19 protein-coding genes are annotated in these 21,068 nt (G+C 62.8%); 17 read left to right on the top strand and 2 right to left on the bottom strand.

The annotated features are described in order from the left end of the window. Positions 1-16 precede the first annotated feature (16 nt). The 17 genes from asd to KI611_RS17485 all read left to right on the top strand — a co-directional run bounded on the left by asd (position 17) and on the right by KI611_RS17485 (position 18,709). On the top strand, positions 17-1,150 hold the full coding sequence (gene asd / locus KI611_RS17565; RefSeq protein ID WP_226416945.1) for an aspartate-semialdehyde dehydrogenase: 1,134 nt from the start codon (positions 17-19) through the stop codon (positions 1,148-1,150). Positions 1,151-1,425: 275 nt separating this feature from the next. Continuing rightward, positions 1,426-4,497, top strand: a complete 3,072-nt coding sequence (locus tag KI611_RS17560) for a FimV/HubP family polar landmark protein (protein WP_226416944.1) — start codon at positions 1,426-1,428, stop codon at positions 4,495-4,497. 62 nt (positions 4,498-4,559) lie between these two features. Continuing rightward, entirely contained in the window at positions 4,560-5,153 is a 594-nt protein-coding gene (locus KI611_RS17555) for a hypothetical protein (protein WP_226416943.1), read from the top strand. Further along, complete coding sequence (gene truA, locus KI611_RS17550) at positions 5,150-5,938, top strand: tRNA pseudouridine(38-40) synthase TruA (protein ID WP_226416942.1); 789 nt, start codon at positions 5,150-5,152, stop codon at positions 5,936-5,938. Before KI611_RS17555 ends, truA begins: the two co-directional genes overlap by 4 nt. After that, positions 5,935-6,570 (top strand): phosphoribosylanthranilate isomerase, encoded by a 636-nt coding sequence (locus KI611_RS17545; RefSeq protein WP_226416941.1) that lies wholly within the window; start codon positions 5,935-5,937, stop codon positions 6,568-6,570. The genes truA and KI611_RS17545 overlap by 4 nt, the downstream gene beginning before the upstream one ends. A 118-nt stretch (positions 6,571-6,688) precedes the next feature. Beyond that, positions 6,689-7,894, top strand: a complete 1,206-nt coding sequence (trpB, locus tag KI611_RS17540; protein ID WP_226416940.1) for a tryptophan synthase subunit beta — start codon at positions 6,689-6,691, stop codon at positions 7,892-7,894. Then, positions 7,894-8,700 carry a tryptophan synthase subunit alpha gene (trpA, locus tag KI611_RS17535; RefSeq protein WP_226416939.1) on the top strand — a complete coding sequence of 269 codons (807 nt, stop codon included), beginning with the start codon at positions 7,894-7,896 and terminating at the stop codon, positions 8,698-8,700. Before trpB ends, trpA begins: the two co-directional genes overlap by 1 nt. Continuing rightward, on the top strand, positions 8,697-9,566 hold the full coding sequence (gene accD / locus KI611_RS17530; RefSeq protein ID WP_226416938.1) for an acetyl-CoA carboxylase, carboxyltransferase subunit beta: 870 nt from the start codon (positions 8,697-8,699) through the stop codon (positions 9,564-9,566). The genes trpA and accD overlap by 4 nt, the downstream gene beginning before the upstream one ends. Next, on the top strand, positions 9,563-10,873 hold the full coding sequence (folC, locus tag KI611_RS17525) for a bifunctional tetrahydrofolate synthase/dihydrofolate synthase (RefSeq protein WP_226416937.1): 1,311 nt from the start codon (positions 9,563-9,565) through the stop codon (positions 10,871-10,873). Before accD ends, folC begins: the two co-directional genes overlap by 4 nt. A gap of 3 nt (positions 10,874-10,876) precedes the next feature. Next, the gene (locus KI611_RS17520; protein WP_226416936.1) at positions 10,877-11,614 is read left to right on the top strand and encodes an SPOR domain-containing protein; all 738 of its coding nucleotides are present in this window, start codon (positions 10,877-10,879) and stop codon (positions 11,612-11,614) included. A gap of 17 nt (positions 11,615-11,631) precedes the next feature. Next, positions 11,632-12,102 (top strand): CvpA family protein, encoded by a 471-nt coding sequence (locus tag KI611_RS17515; RefSeq protein ID WP_264180077.1) that lies wholly within the window; start codon positions 11,632-11,634, stop codon positions 12,100-12,102. Positions 12,103-12,116: 14 nt separating this feature from the next. Next, a complete protein-coding gene (purF, locus tag KI611_RS17510) occupies positions 12,117-13,655 on the top strand; it encodes an amidophosphoribosyltransferase (RefSeq protein ID WP_226416934.1) in 1,539 nt (512 codons plus the stop codon). Beyond that, positions 13,655-14,848 (top strand): O-succinylhomoserine sulfhydrylase, encoded by a 1,194-nt coding sequence (locus KI611_RS17505; protein ID WP_226416933.1) that lies wholly within the window; start codon positions 13,655-13,657, stop codon positions 14,846-14,848. Before purF ends, KI611_RS17505 begins: the two co-directional genes overlap by 1 nt. After that, complete coding sequence (locus KI611_RS17500) at positions 14,848-16,092, top strand: HD-GYP domain-containing protein (RefSeq protein WP_226416932.1); 1,245 nt, start codon at positions 14,848-14,850, stop codon at positions 16,090-16,092. The genes KI611_RS17505 and KI611_RS17500 overlap by 1 nt, the downstream gene beginning before the upstream one ends. Positions 16,093-16,140: 48 nt before the next feature. Beyond that, on the top strand, positions 16,141-17,421 hold the full coding sequence (locus KI611_RS17495) for a DEAD/DEAH box helicase (protein ID WP_226416931.1): 1,281 nt from the start codon (positions 16,141-16,143) through the stop codon (positions 17,419-17,421). Positions 17,422-17,744: 323 nt separating this feature from the next. Then, positions 17,745-18,221: an ankyrin repeat domain-containing protein gene (locus KI611_RS17490; protein ID WP_226416930.1), complete on the top strand. Its 477-nt coding sequence runs from the start codon at positions 17,745-17,747 to the stop codon at positions 18,219-18,221. Then, positions 18,215-18,709, top strand: coding sequence for a DUF411 domain-containing protein (locus KI611_RS17485; protein ID WP_226416929.1), 495 nt, complete (start codon positions 18,215-18,217; stop codon positions 18,707-18,709). Before KI611_RS17490 ends, KI611_RS17485 begins: the two co-directional genes overlap by 7 nt. 6 nt (positions 18,710-18,715) lie before the next feature. Here KI611_RS17485 and KI611_RS17480 read toward each other — a convergent pair whose 3' ends face one another. Together KI611_RS17480 and KI611_RS17475 are read right to left on the bottom strand one after the other, a co-directional pair. Next, positions 18,716-19,969 carry an FAD-dependent oxidoreductase gene (locus tag KI611_RS17480; protein ID WP_226416928.1) on the bottom strand — a complete coding sequence of 418 codons (1,254 nt, stop codon included), beginning with the start codon at positions 19,967-19,969 and terminating at the stop codon, positions 18,716-18,718. Positions 19,970-20,055: 86 nt separating this feature from the next. Beyond that, positions 20,056-20,817, bottom strand: coding sequence for a phospholipid-binding protein MlaC (locus KI611_RS17475; RefSeq protein ID WP_226416927.1), 762 nt, complete (start codon positions 20,815-20,817; stop codon positions 20,056-20,058). Positions 20,818-21,068 lie beyond the last annotated feature (251 nt).

Raw genomic sequence — 21,068 nt, 5'->3', positions numbered from 1 at the left:
CTCGGAGAGTGATGACATGAAGAAGGTTGGTCTGGTCGGTTGGCGTGGCATGGTTGGTTCCGTGCTGATGCAGCGCATGGTCGAAGAGGGCGATTTCGCCCATATCGATCCGGTGTATTTCTCCACCTCCGCCGCCGGCGGCAAAGCGCCGGTGTTCGGCGGCAAGGAAGCCTCGCTGCCGTTGCAGGATGCTTCCTCGATTGAGGCGCTGAAAGCCTGCGAAATCGTCATTACCTGTCAGGGCGGCGACTACACCAAGGAGGTCTTCCCCAAGCTGCGTGCGTCCGGCTGGAACGGTCACTGGATCGATGCCGCCTCGTCGCTGCGCATGGCCGACGACGCCGTGATCGTCCTCGACCCGGTCAACATGCCCGTCATCAAGGACGCGCTGGCCAAGGGTGGCAAAAACTGGATCGGCGGCAACTGCACGGTTTCCCTGATGCTGATGGGCCTCGGTGGCCTGTTCCAGAACGACCTGATCGAATGGGCAACCTCGATGACCTATCAGGCCGCTTCCGGCGCCGGCGCGCAGAACATGCGCGAGCTGATCTCCCAGATGGGCGCCATCCATTCGTCCGTCGCCGATCTGCTGGCCGACCCGGCTTCGGCGATTCTCGACATCGACCGCAAGGTCGCCGAAACCATCCGTTCGGATGCCTTCCCGAAAAAGAACTTCCGCAACACGCCGCTCGCCGGTTCGTTGATCCCGTGGATCGATGTGCCCTACGAGAACGGCCAGTCGAAGGAAGAGTGGAAGGGCGGCGCTGAGTGCAACAAGATCCTCGGCAAGCCGGCTTTCCGTACGGCCGGTTCGATCCCGATCGACGGCCTGTGCGTGCGCATCGGTGCCATGCGCTGCCACAGTCAGGCGCTGACCATCAAGCTGAAGAAGGACGTGCCGCTGGATGAAATTTCCGACATGCTCGCCAAGGCCAATCCGTGGGCCAAGGTCGTGCCCAACGAGCGCGAGATATCCGAGCGCGAACTGACGCCGGCTGCTGTTACTGGCACGCTGACGGTGCCGGTCGGTCGTCTGCACAAGATGGCGATGGGCCCGGAGTATCTCGCCGCCTTCACCTGTGGCGACCAACTGCTGTGGGGGGCTGCCGAGCCGTTGCGGCGGATGTTGCGGATTTTGCTCGACGCCTGATTTGCGAAGTTGGCGAAGCGGATCAAAAACCGGGATTGCCATCCCGGTTTTTATTTGTTGGGAATATGCCAAAAGTCGCCTATGAGAAGCAGGTTTAGCTTGCATTGCTAAGTCCATGATGTTAATTTGAAAGTCCCAAAATCGACGCTCAAGGTTTCGCTGTGAACGAAACGAATTGCTCCAAATTCAAAAAGCGGGCGGCTGCACTTGCAGTCGCCTCTTGTTTGTCCTTCGCACCATGGATCGCCGAGGCTGCGGGTCTCGGAAAACTCACTGTGTTGTCCGGTCTGGGCCAGCCCCTGCGGGCCGAGGTCGAGATCGGTGCGAACCGCGACGAACTTTCCGGTATGACGGCGCGTCTGGCGCCACAGGATGCTTTCCGCCAGGCCGGCGTTGACTTCGCTTCGGTGCTGCTCGATCTGCGCTTTGCCATCGAGAAGCGGCCCAATGGGCAGGCGGTGGTCAAGGTGACGTCGTTCAAGCCGGTCAACGAGCCCTTTCTCGACTTTCTGGTCGAACTGAACTGGCCCGCCGGGCGGTTGGTCCGCGAATATACCTTCCTGCTCGATCCGCCCGAAATTGCGGTGAAACAGGCGTCGCGTCCGGTTGCCGAGGCGCGTATTGTCGAGACCGTGCAAGGTGGCGGGGCGATGGTCGAACGGCCGGCACCGGCCAGGACCGGCACCCGACCCGCGCCGGCGCCGAAAGTGGCGAGCGAGCCGCAGAAGGCTGATGCTGCGGGGACGAGAGTCGTCCGTCCGGGCGAGACGTTGCGCAAGATCGCTACCGAAACCAAGCATGACGGTGTTTCGCTCGAACAGATGCTGGTCGGGCTGTTTCAGAAAAATCCCGACGCTTTCATTGGTGATAACGTCAATCGCCTGAAGGCAGGCGCCATCCTCGGCATTCCCGAGCGAGCAGCGGTCGAAGCCGTGTCCGATGCCGAGGCGAAAAAGATTTATGTCGCGCAAGCTGCCGATTGGAATGCCTATCGCCAGAAGCTTGCCGCCACGACTGCCAAGGCATCGGCCAAGGAAGAGTCGGTAAGCCAGTCGAGTTCCGGAAAGATTACTGCCAAGGTCGAAGAGAAGGTTGCGCCGGCCCAGCAGGGCAAGGATCAGCTCAAGGTTTCGCCGACCGAATTGGCGGCAACCAGCGCTGCAGCCAGCAAGGCTGCGGCCGACAGCGAAGCGGACAAGATTGCCAAGGGCAAGGCGCTCAAGGAAGCGCAGGATCGTCTGGCGCTGCTTGAGAAGAATGTCCTCGAGTTGCAGAAACTCGTCGAAATGAAGAATCAGAAGCTGGCGGAATTGCAGCAGCAGACTGCAGCCAAGAAGGAAGAAATTAAGCCGGTCGAACCGCCGAAGCAAGCCGAGCCAGCGAAAGTCGTCGAAGCGGCAAAGCCGCTCGAACAGCCGAAGTTGGCCGAGGTGGCGAAACCGGCCGAACCGGTCGAGCCGCCGAAGGCAGCTGAAGAGGCGAAGCCGGTCGAGACCAAGCGGTCTGAGGCGCCCAAGCCGGTTGAGCCGTCACCGAAAGCGCCTGTGCCGCCGCCAGTACCGGCGCCCGAACCGGAACCGGAGCCGAGCTTCCTCGATTCGCTGCTGGGCGATCCTCTACCGCTGGTCGGCGGTGGCGGCATCCTGGCCTTGCTCGCCGGCTACTTCTTCTACAAGCGTCGGCGCGGCGAGCCTTCGTCTCTCGAAACGACCGCTGCGCCGGGGCCGTCAAGCCTTGGCCCCAACTCCGTCTTCCGGATGACCGGCGGTCAGAGTGTCGATACCGGGAACACCGCGCCGCAAACTGGCGATTTCAGCCAGACGGGGCCGGGGACGATCGATACCGACGAGGTTGATCCGGTAGCCGAAGCCGATGTGTACATGGCCTATGGCCGTGATACCCAGGCCGAAGAAATCTTGCTCGAGGCCTTGCAGAAGGACCCGCAGCGTACGGCCATTCATGCCAAGCTCCTGGAAATCTATGCCAACCGGCGCAGTCTCAAGCAGTTCGAGACGCTGGCCAGCGAGTTGTATGCCCAGACTGGTGGCGTAGGTGCCGATTGGGAAAAAGTTGCTGCGCTGGGTGTCGGCCTTGATCCGGCCAACCCGCTGTATTCCGGTTCGCGCGGGCAGACAGAGTCTTTCGATCCGGATGCCACGATGATCGTTGCGCCGGATAAAACCGGCAAGGCAACGCTGGCCATGCCCGGTGAATTGGCCCAGTTGGCCGCGGTGGCGCCGTTGCCGGAAAATGCCCCGCCGGCCGATGATTTTGAAACAGACACGCTGCTATTGTCGGAGTTGGCTGAGGTCGAGCCGGTTGCAGAAGTTGCTGCCGAACCGGAAACGACCGATCTGACAGCCGATGCCGACCTGATGAGCCTTGATTTCGACCTCGGTTCCCCCGAGTTGGCGCCGGAAGTCAAACTGGATGCCGAAGAGCCGGTCGATACATCGTTGGCGGTGGATGCCAACGATGCGCTGGACTTCGATCTGGGTGTGGAAGCGCCGGCTCCTGCTCCTGAGCCGGAGGAAGCCGACGTATCAGCCAGCGACTTGCAGGTGGCCGATGACTTGAAGGTCGATGACGTCGATTTCGATTTGCCGGTGGCCGAAGAGTTCGCTCTGCCGGAAGTGGCCGGCGAAGATGCTCACGATTTCTCGCCTGAGGGTACGTTGGTCATGCCATCAGGCATCGATGCAGCCAGCACCTATGTTGGTGGCGATACTTCGGCCAGCGCTTTTGCTGCCGAGCCGCCGTATCAGGAAGAGCCGCCGATGGTCGATTTCGACCTGGATATGGACTCCTCGGCGACTGAAACCTCGATCAATCCGATTAGCGCCAATATCGAAAATGACGAAAATTCGGCGACTGAAACGGTGGTTGCCCCGAATTCGCTGGCCGAGGAGGTCGATTTCGACAATCCGCAACTGGCCAGTACGGTGGTTAATACGGGTGTACTCGATGCCGATTCGCTTGAGTTCGACGTCAAGTTGACTGATTCCGTCTTCCTCGGTCAGCCGATGATGCCGACGGACTTCGACATTGGCTCGATCAACCTTGATCTGGCGGCCGAAGCGCCCGTCGAGGTGGTTAGCCAGCCGGCCGAGCCGGCACTAGAGGTGCAACCGGAAGCCGAACCGAAACCGGTTGAGACGTCGCCAGAAGAAGCTCCCGTTCAGGATTCCCAGTGGGAAGAAGTGAACACCAAGCTCGATCTGGCGAAAGCCTACGAGGAAATGGGCGATCTCGAAGGGGCGCGTGAATTGCTTCAGGAGGTGGTGGCTGAGGGGCCGGTCGATCTGGTTGAGCAGGCGCGTGCGATTCTCGGTCGAATAGGCGAGTAAAATCACCGTTTGTGAATGGCACATGGCCCCGCAAGGGGCTGTGTGCATTTTTGGGGTCCGCTTTGCATCCTTCCGTTTCCTTGCTCGCCTGGCTGGCGGCTGTGCTTGCCGTGCAGTTTCTCGGTTATCCCGGGTTGGGCTTGCTGGCGCTGGTCGTCATTCTCTCGGCCCCTGGCGCTGCCCGGCCGTGGCTCGGTTATATTCGGCGCGCCCGCTGGCTGCTGTTGATGCTCTGGCTCATTCTTGCCTACAACACGCCCGGTGAAGCGTTGTGGGATCTGGCCTGGGCGCCGACCTACGAAGGTCTGGGCGAAGCCAATCTGCAGGCGGCTCGCCTGCTGGTCATGCTGGGCAGTCTTGCCTGGCTGTTCAATCGTTTGGGGCGTGACGGTCTGGTTGGCGCGCTTTGGGCGTTGCTGTTGCCGGTTGGGCGACTTGGGCTGGACAGCGAGCGTCTGGTCGTCCGTGTGTCGCTGGTCATGGACAATATCCAGTCACCACCCGAAAAGGGAGCGTGGAAAAAAATGCTCGACGCCGAACCGGATCACGCGCTTGGCCCCAACGTCCTGCATCTCAGCCAGCCAGCTTGGCGCGCGGCCGATACGCGGGCCGTCGTGCTGATCGCCGCAATGTTGCTGGGAGCGTCGTTGCTGTGAGGATTGCGCTGGGGGTCGAGTATTTTGGCAGCGGCTTTCATGGTTGGCAGAGCCAGTTGCAGGGCGGCACGGTGCAGGATGCGCTGGAGGCCGCGCTGCGTGAAATCGCCGGCCTGCCGATCGGCGTGATCTGTGCCGGCCGGACCGACGCCGGCGTACATGCCAGCCATCAGGTCGTGCATTTCGATGCGCCGGTCGAGCGGCCGCTGACTGCCTGGGTACGGGGCGTCAATTCGCATTTGCCGGAGGGGGTCGCAGTGCGCTGGGCGCAAGCCGTCGATCCCGAGTTTCACGCCAGGTTCAGTGCGCGGGGTCGGCGTTATCGCTATCTGCTGCTCAATCGGCCGCAACGTCCGGGCCTCTGGGCCGGCCGGGTTGGCTGGTTCCATGGGCCGCTCGAGTTGGGGCCGATGCAGGAGGCGGCGCGTGGCCTGCTCGGCGAGCACGACTTCTCCGCTTTTCGTGCCGCCGGCTGCCAGGCCAAGACGCCGGTGAAAACGCTGTGGCGGGCCGACGTGCGCCAGCAGGGCAGTCTCTTTGTTTTCGATTTCGAGGCCAGTGCTTTCCTCCATCATATGGTGCGCAATCTGGTTGGTAGTCTGGTTTACATCGGCAAGGGAACGCAGTCGCCGGCCTGGATCGACGAATTATTGCTGGCCAGGGACCGCAAACAGGCGGCACCGACCTTCTCGCCGGATGGTCTCTATTTTCGTGGGCCGATTTATGAGCCACACTGGGGCTTGCCCGATCCGGACGATGATTTTCTCGATGGAGTGCTGAAGTGAAGACGCGAATCAAGATTTGCGGTCTGACCCGCGCCGAAGATGTCGATGCGGCGGTAGCCGCCGGGGCCGATGCGCTCGGCTTCGTCTTCTATCCGCCCAGCCCGCGTTACGTAACGCCGCAGCAGGCGGCTGAGCTGGTCAAGCGGATTCCGCCGTTCGTCGATGTCGTTGGCCTGTTCGTCAATGAAACAGCGGAAACCGTGCGCAGCGTCTGCCGGCAGGTGCCGATCAGCCTGCTGCAGTTTCACGGCGACGAGGATCCCGCCTATTGCCGCCAGTTCGCCCAGCCCTATCTGCGGGCGGCGCGGGTGAGGCCGGGACTCGATCTGGTAGAATTCTCCGGCTCGTTTCCCGAGAGTCGCGGTTTGCTGCTCGACGCCTTCGTCGAAGGTTACGGCGGTGGCGGTCATGTTTTCGACTGGACGCTGATCCCGTCAGGCTTGCCGGGCTTTCTGGTACTCTCCGGCGGGTTGACCGCCGAGAATGTCGGCGATGCCGTGCGGCGTGTGCATCCGGCGGCAGTGGATGTTTCGTCCGGAGTGGAAATGGGCAAGGGCATCAAGGATCACGCGAAAATCGCTGCCTTCGTCGCCGCCGTGCGCGCGGCGGACGTGGCAGTTAACGAAGGGTAGGGAATATGCGGGAATCGGCGGGTGGGCTCACCCGAACCTGTTGGCGGCACCATCTGGCGAATCATCCTTGAAGTCGGACGGTCGTTCTTTTTCGTCCAATTTTCCAAGGAGTTTTGCCATGTCCCATAGCCCGTATAACTTTCCCGACGCCAGTGGCCATTTTGGTCCTTATGGTGGCGTCTTCGTTGCCGAAACCCTGTTCGGCGCGCTTGATGAACTGAAAGCGGCCTATGCCGAGGCGCAGGCCGATCCCGCTTTTCGTGCCGAGTACGAGTACGAACTCAAGCATTTCGTCGGCCGTCCGTCGCCGATCTACCACGCCAAGCGCTGGTCGGAGATGCTCGGCGGCGCGCAGATCTATCTGAAGCGCGAAGACCTCAATCACACCGGTGCCCACAAGGTAAACAACTGTATCGGCCAGGCCATGCTGGCTCGCCGTATGGGCAAGCCGCGGGTCATCGCCGAAACCGGCGCCGGCCAGCATGGTGTCGCGACGGCGACCGTCGCCGCCCGCTACGGCATGGAATGCGTGGTCTATATGGGCAGCGAGGACGTCAAGCGCCAGGCCGCCAACGTCTATCGCATGAAACTGCTCGGTGCGACGGTGGTGCCGGTGGAAAGCGGCTCGAAGACGCTGAAGGATGCGCTGAACGAAGCGATGCGCGACTGGGTGACCAACATCGCCAACACCTTCTACATCATCGGCACGGTGGCCGGCCCGCACCCCTACCCAATGCTGGTCCGCGATTTCCAGAAGATCATCGGCGAGGAATGTCTGACGCAGATGCCGGAAATGGCCGGGCGTCAGCCGGATGCGGTGATTGCCTGCGTCGGTGGCGGCTCCAACGCGATGGGTATTTTCTATCCGTATATTCCCGTCGATGGTGTCCGCCTGATCGGCGTCGAGGCAGCTGGTGAGGGGATCGAAACCGGGCGCCACTCGGCTTCGTTGACCGAGGGAGTGCCTGGCGTGCTGCACGGCAACCGCACCTACCTGCTGCAGGACGAGGATGGTCAGATTATCGAAACCCACTCGATCTCGGCCGGTCTCGACTATCCCGGTGTCGGCCCCGAGCATGCCTGGCTGAAGGATATCCACCGCGCCGAATACGTGACGGTGACCGACAGCGAGGCGCTCGCCGCCTTCCATACCCTGTGCCGCATCGAAGGCATCATCCCGGCGCTCGAATCGAGCCATGCACTGGCCTATGCTGCCAAGCTGGCACCGAGCATGGCCAAGGACAAAATTCTGCTGGTCAACCTCTCCGGTCGGGGTGACAAGGACATGCACACCGTGGCCGAGAAATCCGGGATCACTTTCTGATGTCGCGCATCAAATCCACTTTTGAACGCCTCGCCGGCGAAGGCCGCAAGGCGCTGATTCCCTTCATCACCGCCGGGGATCCCGACGCTGCGCTGACCCTGCCGCTGATGCACACCCTGGTCGACGCCGGCGCCGATGTCATCGAGCTCGGCGTGCCGTTTTCCGACCCGATGGCCGACGGTCCGACCATCCAGCGTGCCTCCGAACGTGCTCTGGCCAAGGGCATGAGCCTGCGCAAGGTGCTCGAACTGGTGGTTGCCTTCCGGGCGACCGATGGCAAGACGCCGGTAGTGCTGATGGGCTATGCCAATCCGATCGAGGCGATGGGCCTGGAAAAATTTGCGGTCAACGCCGCACAGGCCGGCGTCGATGGCGTGCTGGTCGTCGATTACCCGCCGGAAGAGGCGGCCAGCTTCGGCGCGACGATGAAGGCGCACGGCATGGATCCGATTTTCCTGCTCGCCCCGACCTCGACTGCTGCGCGCATCGAGCAGGTCGCCGCCGTGGCCAGTGGTTACGTTTACTACGTCTCGCTGGCCGGGGTGACCGGGGCGGGAAATCTGAATATCGAGGCAGTCGCCGAACGGCTGCCGCTGATTCGGGAAAAGACCGGCCTGCCGGTTGGCGTCGGTTTCGGCATTCGTGACGCGTCGACCGCTGCCCGTATTGCCCGTATTGCCGATGCTGTCGTGGTCGGCAGCCGGATTATTGAAGAAATTGAAAAATCCACCGCCGAAACCGCCTGTGCCAATGTGAAAGCACTGGTCGCGGATATTCGTCGGGGTGTCGATGAGGTGAAACAATGAGTTGGCTGACCAAGCTTCTTCCCCCCAAGATCAAGCGCGAACAGGGCGTTCAGCGCCGCGGTTCGCTGCCCGAAGGCCTGTGGAGCAAATGCCCGTCGTGCGAGGCTGTGTTGTACGCGACCGATCTGGAAAACAATCTCCAGGTCTGTCCCAAGTGCGGCCACCACAATCGCCTGAATGCCCGTCAGCGTCTCGATCTGCTGCTTGATCCGGAAGGCCGTTTCGAGATCGGCGCCGAAGTCGTGCCAGTCGACACCCTGAAGTTCAAGGACTCGAAGCGCTACCCGGATCGTCTGATGGAAGCCAACGAGGCGACCGGCGAGAGCGATTCCCTGGTTTGCCTGCAAGGGGCGATCAAGACCATGCCGGTCGTTGCCGCCGCTTTCGAGTTCCAGTTCATGGGCGGCTCGATGGGTTCCGTGCTCGGCGAGCGCTTCGTGCGTGGCGTCCAGGTCGCGGTCGAGCAGAAAATGCCCTTCATCTGCATTACCGCTTCCGGCGGTGCGCGCATGCAGGAAGGCCTGTTTTCGCTGATGCAGATGGCCAAGACGACGGCCTCGCTGACCAAGCTCTCGCAAGCCGGCCTGCCCTTCATCTCGATCCTGACCGATCCGACCATGGGCGGCGTTTCGGCCTCCTTCGCCTTTGTCGGTGACGTGGTCATCGCCGAACCGAAGGCGCTGATCGGCTTTGCCGGCCCGCGCGTCATCGAGCAGACGGTGCGCGAAACCTTGCCGGAAGGCTTCCAGCGCTCCGAATTCATTATGGAAAAGGGCGCCATCGACATGATTGTCGACCGTCGCGAAATGCGCGATCAGGTGGCGCGCGTTCTGGCACTGTTGCAAAAATTGCCGGCTGCCGCTTGAAGACGCTCGACGACTGGCTGCTCCATCTCGAAGGCCTGCATCCGAAAGGTCAGGCCGGTATCGAGCTGGGTCTGGATCGGATTCGTCTCGTCAAGGCGGCCCTCGGCCAGACCCAGCATTGCCCGGTCATCGTCGTCGGGGGCACCAATGGCAAGGGCTCGACCTGCGCCTATCTGGAAAACATCATCGACCGTGCCGGCTACAAGGTCGGTTGTTATACCTCGCCGCACCTGCTGGCCTACAACGAGCGGGTTCGCCTGAACGGTCGGCCGGTTGCCGATGAGGCGCTGTGTGCCGCCTTCGCTCGCGTCGAAGCGGCGCGCCAGCAAGCCGGCAGTGTCGCGCTGACCTACTTCGAATTCGGGACGCTGGCCGCCTGGGAAGTGTTTGCCGCCGCCGGCGTCGAAGCTGCCATCCTGGAAGTCGGTCTGGGCGGACGACTGGATGCGGTCAATGCCTACGAGCCGGATGTCTCCATCGTCACCACGGTGGCCCTCGATCACACCGACTGGCTGGGGCCGGATCGCGAGCGCATTGGTTTTGAAAAAGCCGGAATCTACCGCTCCGGCAAGCCGGCTTTCTGCGCCGATCCGCAGCCGCCGCACAGCCTGCTTGACCACGCAGCGACGATCGGCGCCGACTTGCGCTTGATCGGCCGCGATTTCGGTTTCGAGCGTCCGCCGGCCGACAGCGGTGAAAACCGCCTGCAATGGCGCTGGTGGTGTCGCTCCGGCGAGCGGTTGCTGAAGCGCTCGCTGGCCTATCCCGGCCTGCGTGGACCGACCCAGCTGTACAACGCGGCAGTAGCGCTGGCCGCGCTCGAAGCGCTGGTCGACCGGTTGCCGGTGACCATGCAGGCGATTCGTCCCGGCCTGATCGAAACCGAACTGACCGGCCGCTTTCAGGTGCTGCCGGGCAAGCCGGCCATCGTCCTCGATGTCGGCCACAACCCGCAGGCGATCAAGGTGCTGGCCGACAATCTGGCGAATATGGGCTTCTTCAATAGCACCCATGCCGTGCTCGGGATGCTCAAGGACAAGGATATCGTCGGGGCTTTGCTGCCTTTGAAGGGCAAGATTGACATCTGGCATCTGGCGACTTTGCCCGGCCCGCGCGGCGCAACAGCCGAAACCCTGGCCGCCGTCATCGTCGATGCCGGTCTGGGCGGTGAGATCGTCTGCCATGCCTCACCCGCTGCGGCAATGCAGGCAGCGAAGGGAGGGGCCGCCGAAAGTGATAGAATCCTGGCCTTTGGTTCGTTCTACACGGTAGCCGGAGCGCTTCAAGCGTTGCGGAAGAAACCCTAGTACATGGCAGACAACGATACCCAGTTGCAACTCAAAAAGCGCGCCCGTCGCCGGCTGGTGGGTGCGGTCGCCTTCGTTTCGGTGGTGGCCATCGTGCTGCCGCTGGTGATGGATAACGAACCGCGGCAGGTCGTGCAGGATGTGGAGATTCGCATTCCCGGCCAGGACGAGAAGCCGTTTGCCCCGAAATTCGCTGTCGCACCCGTCGACACGGCAGCCAAGCCGCCGGCCGAAGTGCCGGAGCCCAAGGCTGCGGTGGCGCCGAGCGCTCGCGTCGTCGAAGTGGTCAAGGAAGCGCCGGCCGACAAGGCTGTTGAGAAGCCCGTCGTCAAGCCCGAGAAGGCTCCCGAGAAGCCGGTTGCCAAGACGCCCGAGAAACCGGTGGACAAACCGGCTGCCAAAGCGGCGGACAAACCCGTCGAAAAGCCGGTGGTCAAGAATGACGATGCCAAGCGAGCCGCGGCGATTCTTGCCGGACAGGGTGCCGAGGCCAAGCCGGCGGCCAAGGGCGGAGAATTTTTAGTGTTGATCGGGGCATTTTCCAACGAAGCGAATGTCAAAAACCTGAAAGCCAAGCTGAGCGAGCAGGGCATCAAGGTCTTCAGCGAGCCGCTCGATACGCCGCAGGGCAAGAAAATCCGCGTCCGGGCCGGGCCTTTTGCCAGTCGGGAAGCGGCTGAGGCGGCGGCGGCGAAGATGCAGCGTATCGGCGTTTCCGGGGTTGTTGCAGCAAAACAATGACGACGTTCGATTATGTCGTGATCGGCATCATCAGCTTGTCGCTGCTCTTCGGGCTGTGGCGCGGCGTGGTTGGCGAGGTGATTGCGCTGGGCGCCTGGGTGCTTGGCGTGTTTGCCGCCGTCGAGTTCGGTAGCCCGGCCGGGCAGACCGTGTTCACCGGCATCGCCGACCCATCGGTGCGGACGCTGGCCGGTTGTGTATTGATTTTTGTCGGCGTGTTGCTGGCGATGGCGCTGGTCCGCTGGGCAGTGAGCAGCATGGTCAAGGCGCTTGGCTTGAGCCTGTCGGACCGTTTGTTGGGAATGATTTTTGGTTTGGTGCGGGGCGTGCTGGTCACCATGGTGCTGGTTGGCCTGGGTGGCATGACCGCCGCTCCGAAGCAGTCATGGTGGCGCGAAGCGACGCTTTCGCCGCCGTTGGAAACAGCGGTTTTGGTGGCCAGACAATGGTTGCCGGACGATTTGGCAAAACGAATTCGATTTAGTTAGGCAGGAAAAAAACTATGTGCGGGATTTTAGGTGTGGTGGCGACATCGCCGGTCAACCAGTTGCTTTACGACGGTCTGATGGTGCTTCAGCATCGCGGACAGGATGCGGCCGGGATTGCTACCGCGGAAGGCAATACCTTCAACCTGCACAAGGGGCCGGGGTTGGTGCGCGACGTTTTTCGCACGCGCAACATGCGGGCTCTGCCCGGCAACTGGGGTATCGGCCACGTCCGCTACCCGACCGCCGGTTCGGCCTACAACTTTGCCGAAGCCCAGCCGTTCTACGTCAATTCGCCGTTCGGCATCGTGCTCGGTCACAACGGCAACCTGACCAATGCCGAGCAGTTGAAGGGCGAGATGTTCCGTCTCGATCGCCGGCACATCAACACCAATTCCGACTCCGAAGTCCTGCTCAATGTGCTGGCGCATGAGCTGCAATCGGCTTCGCACGGCTATGAGCTGGATGTCGACAGCATTTTCCAGGCGGTCGCCGGGGTGCACCGCCGTTGCCGCGGCGCCTACGCCGTGGTCGCCCTGATTGCCGGTTACGGCTTGCTCGCTTTTCGCGACCCGTACGGCATCCGGCCGCTGGTGTATGGTCAGAACCAGACGCCCGAGGGAACGGAGTATCTGATCGCTTCCGAATCGGTGGCCCTGGATACGCTGGGCTTCGAGATGGTCCGCGATATCGAGCCGGGCGAGGCGGTGTTCGTCAGTCTCGATCATCAGCTGTACAGCCGCCAGTGCGCGCAACAGCCGATCTACGCGCCGTGTATTTTCGAATATGTCTATCTGGCCCGGCCGGATTCGGTCATCGACGGCGTTTCCGTTTACGAAGCCCGTCTGGCCATGGGCGAAGCGCTCGCCGAAAAGGTCAAGAAGCACATTCCGGTCGAGGACATCGACGTCGTCATTCCGATTCCCGACTCCAGCCGGCCGTCGGCCATGCAGCTGGCGCAGGCGTTGGGCATCCCGTTCCGCGAAGGGTTCGTCAAGAACCGCTACGTCGGCCGGACCTTCATCATGCCCGGGCAGTCGATGCGCAAGAAATCGGTGCGTCAGAAGCTCAATACCGTGGGCCAGGAATTCAAGGGCAAGCGCGTGCTGCTGGTGGATGATTCCATCGTCCGCGGGACGACCAGCCGGGAAATCGTTGAAATGGCCCGGGCGGCCGGGGCGACCAAGGTTTATTTCGCTTCCGCGGCACCTCCGGTGCGCTTCCCGAATGTTTACGGTATCGACATGCCGACCCGCTCCGAACTGATTGCCACCGGCCGTGATGGCGAGGGCATCGCCCGCGAAATCGGGGCCGATGCGCTGGTCTATCAGGATCTCGACGCGTTGAAGGATTCGGTGACCAAGCTGCGTGCCGACCTGACCTTGTTCGATGCCTCCTGTTTCGATGGTTGCTACATCACCGGCGATATCGACGAGTACTACCTCGATGCCGTCGAAGGCAAGCGCGGCGGCAAGGCGGGCAAGAACGACGATGATGGCGATGGCAATGCCGCCCAGCAACTGGTGCTGCAATTGGCTTCGGAGGCCCAGGACTGATGAGCGCATTCGACCAGGACGCCGCCTATCGCCCGGAAACCCTGGCCGTCCGTGCCGGCCAGGAGCGCAGCCAGTTCGGCGAGCATTCCGAAGCCCTGTACCTGACCTCGAGCTTCGTCTTTAACAGTGCGGCGCATGCCGCCCGGCGCTTTTCCGGCGAGGAAGAGGGCAATGTTTACGCCCGTTTCTCCAACCCGACCGTCACCATGTTCGAGGAGCGCCTCGCCGCGCTGGAAGGCGCCGAGGATTGCGTCGCCACGGCCAGCGGCATGTCGGCGATCATGGCGCTTTGTCTGGCGCACCTCAAGCAGGGCGATCACATCGTTGCCTCGAACAGCCTGTTCGGCGCCACCGTGCAGTTGTTCAACAACATCCTGTCGCGCACCGGGATCACTACGACCTTCGTTGCGCACACCGATCCGGCGGCCTGGGAAGCGGCGATCCGCCCGGAAACCAAGCTGTTCTTCCTCGAAACGCCGTCCAATCCGCTGACCGAAATCGCCGATATCCGGGCCTTGGCCGCCATTGCCCACGGCAAGGGCATTCTGGTCGCGGTCGACAACTGCTTCTGCACGCCGATCCTGCAACGGCCGCTCGAACTGGGCGCCGACCTGGTCGTCCACTCGGCGACCAAGTTTCTCGACGGTCAGGGACGTGTCCTTGGCGGCGCGGTCTGCGGGGCCAAGAAACTCACCGAGGAAGTCTTCAAGTACCTGCGCACGGCTGGCCCGACGCTGTCGGCCTTCAACGCCTGGGTGCTGTTGAAGGGTCTCGAAACACTGAAAATCCGCATCGACGCGCAGGCCGCCAACGCCCTGCGCCTGGCGAGCTGGCTGGAAGCCCACCCCAAGGTAGCCCGGGTGTTCTACCCCGGCCTGCCGTCGCACCCGCAATATGAGTTGGCGAAAATCCAGCAGAAGAGCGGCGGGGCGATTGTTTCCTTCGAAGTGAAGGGGGCGCGCGAGCAGGCCTGGCAGGTCGTCGATAACTGCAAATTGCTGTCGATTACCGCCAACCTCGGCGATACCAAGACCACCATTACCCATCCCGCCTCGACCACGCACGGCCGCATTTCTCCGGAAGCGCGGGCGGCGGCCGGCATCAGCGAAGTGCTGCTGCGCATCGCCGTCGGTCTCGAAGCGGCGGAGGATCTGCAGGCCGATCTCGAGCGCGGCCTGTCGTTGATCGGCTGATGAAGCAAACGGTATCGGTCGATCTCCTGCAGCCCGGCGTTTTCATCTCGATCGACGAGGTGCGGTGGCTCGATCATCCGTTTTTGCTCAACCGTTTTCGCCTGTCCAGTGAAGAACAGATCAAGGTTCTGCGCAGCCTCGGTCTGAAGACGGTGGCGTGGGATCCGGCACGCAGCACCGCCCAGCCGCTGCCGGAGAAGAACAGCCACGAAGGTGAGGAAGTCGATTTCTCGTCGGCCGTGCTCCATTCGATGCTCGATGCCAAACGCGAGCGCACCGAGCGGGTGCGCCAGCAGCGCGAAGGCCTGGCCCGCTGCGAACGCTTGTTCGAGCAGGAAGCGACGGGGATCGGTGAAATTCTGCGCGATCTCGGCGCGCGCCCCAACGAATCCTGTGGGCGTGCCAAGTCGACGGTCGGCCGTCTGGTCGATCACCTGCTCGATGCCGAAAGCGTGGCCGTGCATCTGGTCAACATGAAGGTCAAGGAGACCGGCCCGGCGCATCACGCGATGAACGTTGTCGTGCTCGCCCTGTTGCTCGGCAAGGCGGCCAAGCTGGGCGAGGAGGAGATGCGTTGGCTGGGCCTGGGGGCGATGTTTCACGACATCGGCAAGGCCGACGTGCCGGCCCGGGTGCTGCGCAATTCACGGCGCACGCCGTCCGAAGAACAGTTTTACCAGGCGCATGTCGGCTACGGCATCAAGTATGCGGCGGCGATTCGCGACCTGCCGGTGCCGGTCAGGAATGTCATCGCCTGCCACCACGAACGCTGGGATGGCAACGGTTTTCCCAACCACCTAGTTGGCGCCAAGATTCCCCGGCTGGCGCGTATCGCGGCGATTGCCAACCGCTACGATAACCTGTGCAATCCCTTCGACCTGACAACTGCCAAGACACCGTCCGAAGCGGTCGCCTTCATGTTCAAGCAGGAGAAGGCCAATTTCGATCCGGAACTGCTGCAACTGTTCGTCAAGGAGATCGGGGTTTATCCGCCCGGCTGCTTCGTGACCTTGAGCGATGGCAGTATCGGTTTGGTCGTTGAAACCAACAGCAACGACCTGTTGCACCCGCTGATCATGCTGCACGACCCGAGCGTGCCACGCAACGAGGCTCTGTTGCTCGACCTGAGTGAGGCCGAGTCCACCATCGAGGCGGCGATCAGCCCCGCCAAACTGCCGGTCGAGGTAGTCGAATACTTGGCGCCACGCGGCCGTATCGACTACTACATCGAAGGCATTCACTGATTTTCTTCGCCGCTCATGCGGCGTTCCTCCCATTTTCCGGAGTTTTCCATGCAATTCAACGAACTCGGCCTTAAGGCCGAACTCCTGCGCGCTGTCAGCGAGCAGGGTTACGACACGCCGACCCCGATCCAGCAACAAGCGATTCCCGCCGTGATGGCCGGGCACGACCTGATGGCCTCGGCCCAGACCGGCACCGGCAAGACCGCCGGCTTCACGCTGCCCATCCTGCACCGCCTGACTTCCGGCCCGAACGCCCAGGTGTCCCGCGTTTCCAAGACGCCGCGCGTGCTGGTCCTGACGCCGACCCGCGAACTGGCGATCCAGGTCGAGGAGAGCGTGCGCACCTACGGCAAGCATCTGCCGATCAACTCGCTGGCCGTTTTCGGCGGGGTCGGCATCAATCCGCAGATCGCCAACCTGCGCCGCGGTGTCGATGTGTTGGTGGCGACGCCGGGCCGATTGCTCGACCACGTCCAGCAACGCACCGTCGATCTTTCGAAAGTCGAGATTTTCGTTCTTGACGAAGCCGACCGCATGCTCGACATGGGGTTCATCCGCGACATTCGCAAGCTTATCGCGCTGTTGCCCAAGCAACGCCAGAACCTGATGTTCTCCGCCACCTTCTCGCCGGAAATCCGCGAGCTGGCCAGCGGCCTGCTGCACAATCCGGTCTCGGTCGATGTCGCCGCCCGCAATACGGCGGCGGAAACGGTGACGCAGCGCGTCATCGAAACCAATCGGGAGCAGAAGAAGGAACTGCTGTGCCACCTGTTCGCGACGCGCGGCTGGCATCAGGTGCTGGTCTTCGCCCGGACCAAGCACGGGGCCGATGCGCTGGCCAAGACGCTGGAAAAGTCCGGCATCCGCTCGGCCGCGCTGCACGGTGACAAATCGCAAGGCGCCCGCACCCGGGCCCTGACCGAATTCAAGGAAGGCAAACTGGTTGCGCTGGTTGCCACCGATATCGCGGCGCGCGGTCTCGATATCGATGCGCTGCCTTACGTCATCAATTTCGAGCTGCCCAATATCGCCGAGGATTATGTGCACCGGATCGGCCGGACCGGCCGGGCCGGCATGGAAGGCGAGGCGATTTCGCTGGTCTGTCACGACGAGCGCGGCAGCCTGCGCGATATCGAAAGACTGATCAAGCGCGAGCTGGAGCGTGAAGTCATCGAAGGCTTCGAGCCGTCGGCGCATGCTGCACCGCGTCCGGTACAGCCGCCGCGCGGCGGGCGCAAGCCGCAGCAGCCGGGCGGCCCGCAGGCGAGAAGGCCGGCCCAGAACGCCGGCAGCCCGCCGCAGCATCGCTCGGGCAGTCGCCACCGCTGATTTCCGCCTCCTTCTTCGGCGTTTGGACGGCGAGGAAGGAGAGTCGATCAGGTATGGCTGGCCGACTTGTCGGCCCCAAAAAACGGCTACTGTGCAAACAGTCGCCGTTTTTTCATGTGCCCGGTTTGAATTGGGGGAGGCGGCGTGCAAAAAAGCGATCTTCCGTTCTGGTGTATGCTGCCACGCCCACCCATGTGTCGGAACTTGTTGCCGTTGCCGAGCAACATCTTCGTTATGTTGTTGTCTGATTTTTTACATTTGATCGAAGTTCAGGCAGTCGGCTGATAAACCCCGATAATCTGCCGGCTAATCAGGAGAAGAACATGCGTTCCATATTCATGGCATTCGCCATATTTTGTCTGCTGGCCCCACCGGCCTCGGCCCAGAGCGGCGTGGTCGAGTTGCCGATTCATCAGGCGGCGCGCGAGGGCAGCGGGGCGGAACTTTCCCGTCTGCTGAAGGCCGACCCGAGCCTGCGCGACGTGCGCACGGCGCTCGGCTCGACGCCTCTGCATCTTGCCGCAATGAATCCGGATCTCAGTGCCATGGCCGCTCTGCTCGCCGCCGGTGCCGATCCGAATGCCCGCGATCTCGACGGTTCGACGCCGATCCACATGGCTGCCTATGCCAGCCGCGCACAGCATGCGCTGGCCTTGCTCAATGGCGGCGCCGATCCCTTGCTGAAAAACAACCAGGGGCGCGACGCTACCGCCATGGCGCGCAAGGTCAAGGCCGACGAGGCCGCCGGCGTGATTTCGCTGTGGATGCTCAAGGGCTGCAAGGCGGGCAAGCCATGCTGAAGCGGATGACGTTGATCACCTTGGGCTGGCTGGCCGGCGCCGCATTCGCCGATGCGCCCTTGCCGCCGGTTACCGTGTATGCGCCGACGGTTTGCCTGGCCTGTATCGATTACGCCGAACATCTGCGCAACAACGGCTTTACCGTCAAGCTGGTGCCGAGCGACGACATGGCCGCCGTCAAGCGCCGCTTGAAAGTGCCGAAACATCTGGAGGCCGAACCGACCGCGACGGTCGCCGGCTATTTCGTCGAAGGCCATGTGCCGGCCGACGATATCAAGGAGTTGCTGCGCGAGAAGCGCAAGGCGCGCGGCCTGTCCGTTCCCGGTTTGCCGCTCGGCGCGCCGGGCCGGGAATTCTCCAGCCCGACCTGCGATACCGCCTGCACCGTGCTTGATGGCGACACCGGCCAGGGCCGCGTCCGCCGCGAGCTATACGAGACGCTGCTCGTCAAGCCGGACGGCGATACCTCGATCTACGCCCGCCACTAGCCTGGCTCAGCGCCGGGCCGCCGGGCCGAACAGCTCGCCGTGCCGGGCATCCAGCCAGGCATCGTCTTCGCCCTGCGGGTTGTTCTCGCGGGTCTGGCTGATCGTCTGGGCGACCAGGCCATCGCCGCGCAGGCGGTAGCGGGTGACGATGCGCGTGAAGGCGGCCGGCGCCAGATTGACGTAGGCGAAACAGGTACTTTCCGGCAGTGCCGGGACGGGCGGCTGGCCGGCGATGCGACCGGCGATCTCGGTGGCGACGATCTGCCCCATCCGGCTCGCCAGTTCGCCGGTCTTCGGATAGTGGCCGAAGAGCGACGAAACGGCACCGACACTGTCGCCGATGACGAAGAGCCGCTCATCTCCGCTGACGCCGAAATTTCGCGGATCGACGGCGGCCCATGCCGAATCGGCCGCGACTAGTCCGCTGCGCCGGCAGATGTCGGCGGCCTGCTGCTGCGGCATGATCAGCGCATCGGTAAAGTTGATTTCGTCGATATCCAGCGTCGCGATGCGGCGATATGGGTCGAGCTGGCGCAGCCGGGTATTCGGCAGGTAATTCACCTGGTCGCGATAGACCTCGCTGAACACCCGCTGATAGGCCGGCCACGGCGCGTTCGGCTCGACTAGCGTGAGGCGGGCCTTGAGGCCGCGCGTCTTGATCGCCTGGGCGATGATCACGGCGCGTTCATAGGGCGCCGGCGGGCAGCGATAGGGGGCGAGCGGCAGCGTCATCAGGAATTCGCCGCCGGAAAAACCGGCGAGTTTCTGCTTCAGGACGTCGAGTTCGCGACCGGCCGTATAGGCGCTCGGGAAATGCTCCCGGGTATGCCGGGCGGCGGCCTGGTCGCCGGCAAACAGGGCCGGATCGGCCTCGGCGATGCCAGCGGCGACGATCAGCCAGTCATAGGGAAAGCTGCCGTGGCTGGTGTCGACCCGGCGCGCTCCGCGGTCGATGCCGAGCACTTCGCCCTGCAGGAAACGATAGCCGAGTGCCTGGGCGGCGCCACGGTAATCCTGGCGCAGCCGGCGGCCGTCATCGAGGCCGGCCAGCCAGCGATTGCTCAGCGGCAGCGAGACGAAGTCCGGATTGCGTTCGATCATCAGCACGTCGCATTGGCTCGCCAGCTGCCGGGCGGCAGCCAGTCCGCCCCAGCCTCCACCGACAATGACGACTTTGGGGCGAACCGGTGCCGCCATGACGGTAGACGCACCGAGCAGACAGGCGGTGCCGAGGAGAAACTGCCGACGGGTAACTATCATCCCGCCAGCTTAACGGGAAACCTCCGTGGCACAAATGATCGAGAACAATTTTGCCGGCAGAGTTGCCGGCAGCCTCGGCCAGGCGCTCAGCCGCCGCCGATGAAGCCGCGTTGCGTGGCAATGTGCATCAGGATCAGCGCGGCCGGCAGGTGTTGCCGCGAATCCGCCGCGGGCAATTCGCTGCGCTGGTTCCAGGCGGCCAGCGAGGTCAGCAGCCCATCGATCCCGTCGTCACGCACTAGTTCGGCAAAGGCATCGCGATGGATGGTGATCAGCCGCAGTCCATCCATCTTGATATCGACCACCTTCCAGCCGGCGGGCGTTTTTTCCATGTCGTAATCGATGGTCCACGGCTTGCTGCCGGGCCGCGTGACAAATGAACGAACGGTCACCCCATCGTCGCCGGGCACCGGCGTCAGCTGTTTGAAGGTGATTGCCGGTTGGTGGGCGTTGGCGAGCGCCGAGACGCAGGTCTGGACCAGCAAATGCCCGAACTCGGCGACCAGGGCCTGCTGCTGTTCCGGCGAAGCCTGGCGCCAGCTGCGCCCGAGTACCAGCTTGGTCATCGTATCGATGGCAAACAGCGAGCGGATTCGTGCTTCGACCGCATTGCTGAGGCTGGCGGCTGGCGGCTCAAGGCTCGCCGGATCGTGCTCGGCCCGGTAATGGCTGGCGATCTCCAGCAAATCCCGGGTTGCCGTACTGAGCAATTCCTGCGGCGGAAGCTCGCCGGCCGCCTGCGTCGCGAGGATCTGTAGATTGTCGTGTTGCGCATTCAGGGCCGGCGTAAATGATGGCGGAATTGTTGCGGCCAAAACAACCAAGGCCTTCATGGTCAGGCTGTGCATGATGTCCCTCCCGAATCAATGCTGCGATGCTCTGCACGAGACATCCGCTACGCAATCGCCATGCCTGAAAAATAAATCGCATAAAACCATGGGCTTGCGTTCTTCGAGAAGGCTGCCTGGCAGCCATGTGTAATGCCGGTGATACAGGTCGCATCGTCCGGCAGATGGGCAGATGCCACGGAACCGTGGCGTTATCGGTCATCCGAGCGTCCAGTCTTGGCTGGTTGCCGCCCCGGCAGCGCCACCGCGTT

The sequence above is a fragment of the Dechloromonas denitrificans genome (genome assembly GCF_020510685.1).
GTDB classification, from domain to species: Bacteria; Pseudomonadota; Gammaproteobacteria; order Burkholderiales; family Rhodocyclaceae; genus Azonexus; species Azonexus denitrificans_A.
This window is presented reverse-complemented; position numbering and strand designations above follow the sequence as displayed.

Bases quoted from the DNA above. Each gene is read 5' to 3' on its own strand.
- asd (WP_226416945.1), top strand. From the start codon at position 17: ATGAAGAAGGTTGGTCTGGTCGGTTGGCGTGGCATGGTTGGTTCCGTG.
- trpB (WP_226416940.1), top strand. From the start codon at position 6,689: ATGTCCCATAGCCCGTATAACTTTCCCGACGCCAGTGGCCATTTTGGT.
- trpA (WP_226416939.1), top strand. From the start codon at position 7,894: ATGTCGCGCATCAAATCCACTTTTGAACGCCTCGCCGGCGAAGGCCGC.
- accD (WP_226416938.1), top strand. From the start codon at position 8,697: ATGAGTTGGCTGACCAAGCTTCTTCCCCCCAAGATCAAGCGCGAACAG.
- KI611_RS17520 (WP_226416936.1), top strand. From the start codon at position 10,877: ATGGCAGACAACGATACCCAGTTGCAACTCAAAAAGCGCGCCCGTCGC.
- purF (WP_226416934.1), top strand. From the start codon at position 12,117: ATGTGCGGGATTTTAGGTGTGGTGGCGACATCGCCGGTCAACCAGTTG.
- KI611_RS17505 (WP_226416933.1), top strand. From the start codon at position 13,655: ATGAGCGCATTCGACCAGGACGCCGCCTATCGCCCGGAAACCCTGGCC.
- KI611_RS17500 (WP_226416932.1), top strand. From the start codon at position 14,848: ATGAAGCAAACGGTATCGGTCGATCTCCTGCAGCCCGGCGTTTTCATC.
- KI611_RS17495 (WP_226416931.1), top strand. From the start codon at position 16,141: ATGCAATTCAACGAACTCGGCCTTAAGGCCGAACTCCTGCGCGCTGTC.
- KI611_RS17490 (WP_226416930.1), top strand. From the start codon at position 17,745: ATGCGTTCCATATTCATGGCATTCGCCATATTTTGTCTGCTGGCCCCA.
- KI611_RS17485 (WP_226416929.1), top strand. From the start codon at position 18,215: ATGCTGAAGCGGATGACGTTGATCACCTTGGGCTGGCTGGCCGGCGCC.
- KI611_RS17480 (WP_226416928.1), bottom strand. From the start codon at position 19,969: ATGATAGTTACCCGTCGGCAGTTTCTCCTCGGCACCGCCTGTCTGCTC.
- KI611_RS17475 (WP_226416927.1), bottom strand. From the start codon at position 20,817: ATGCACAGCCTGACCATGAAGGCCTTGGTTGTTTTGGCCGCAACAATT.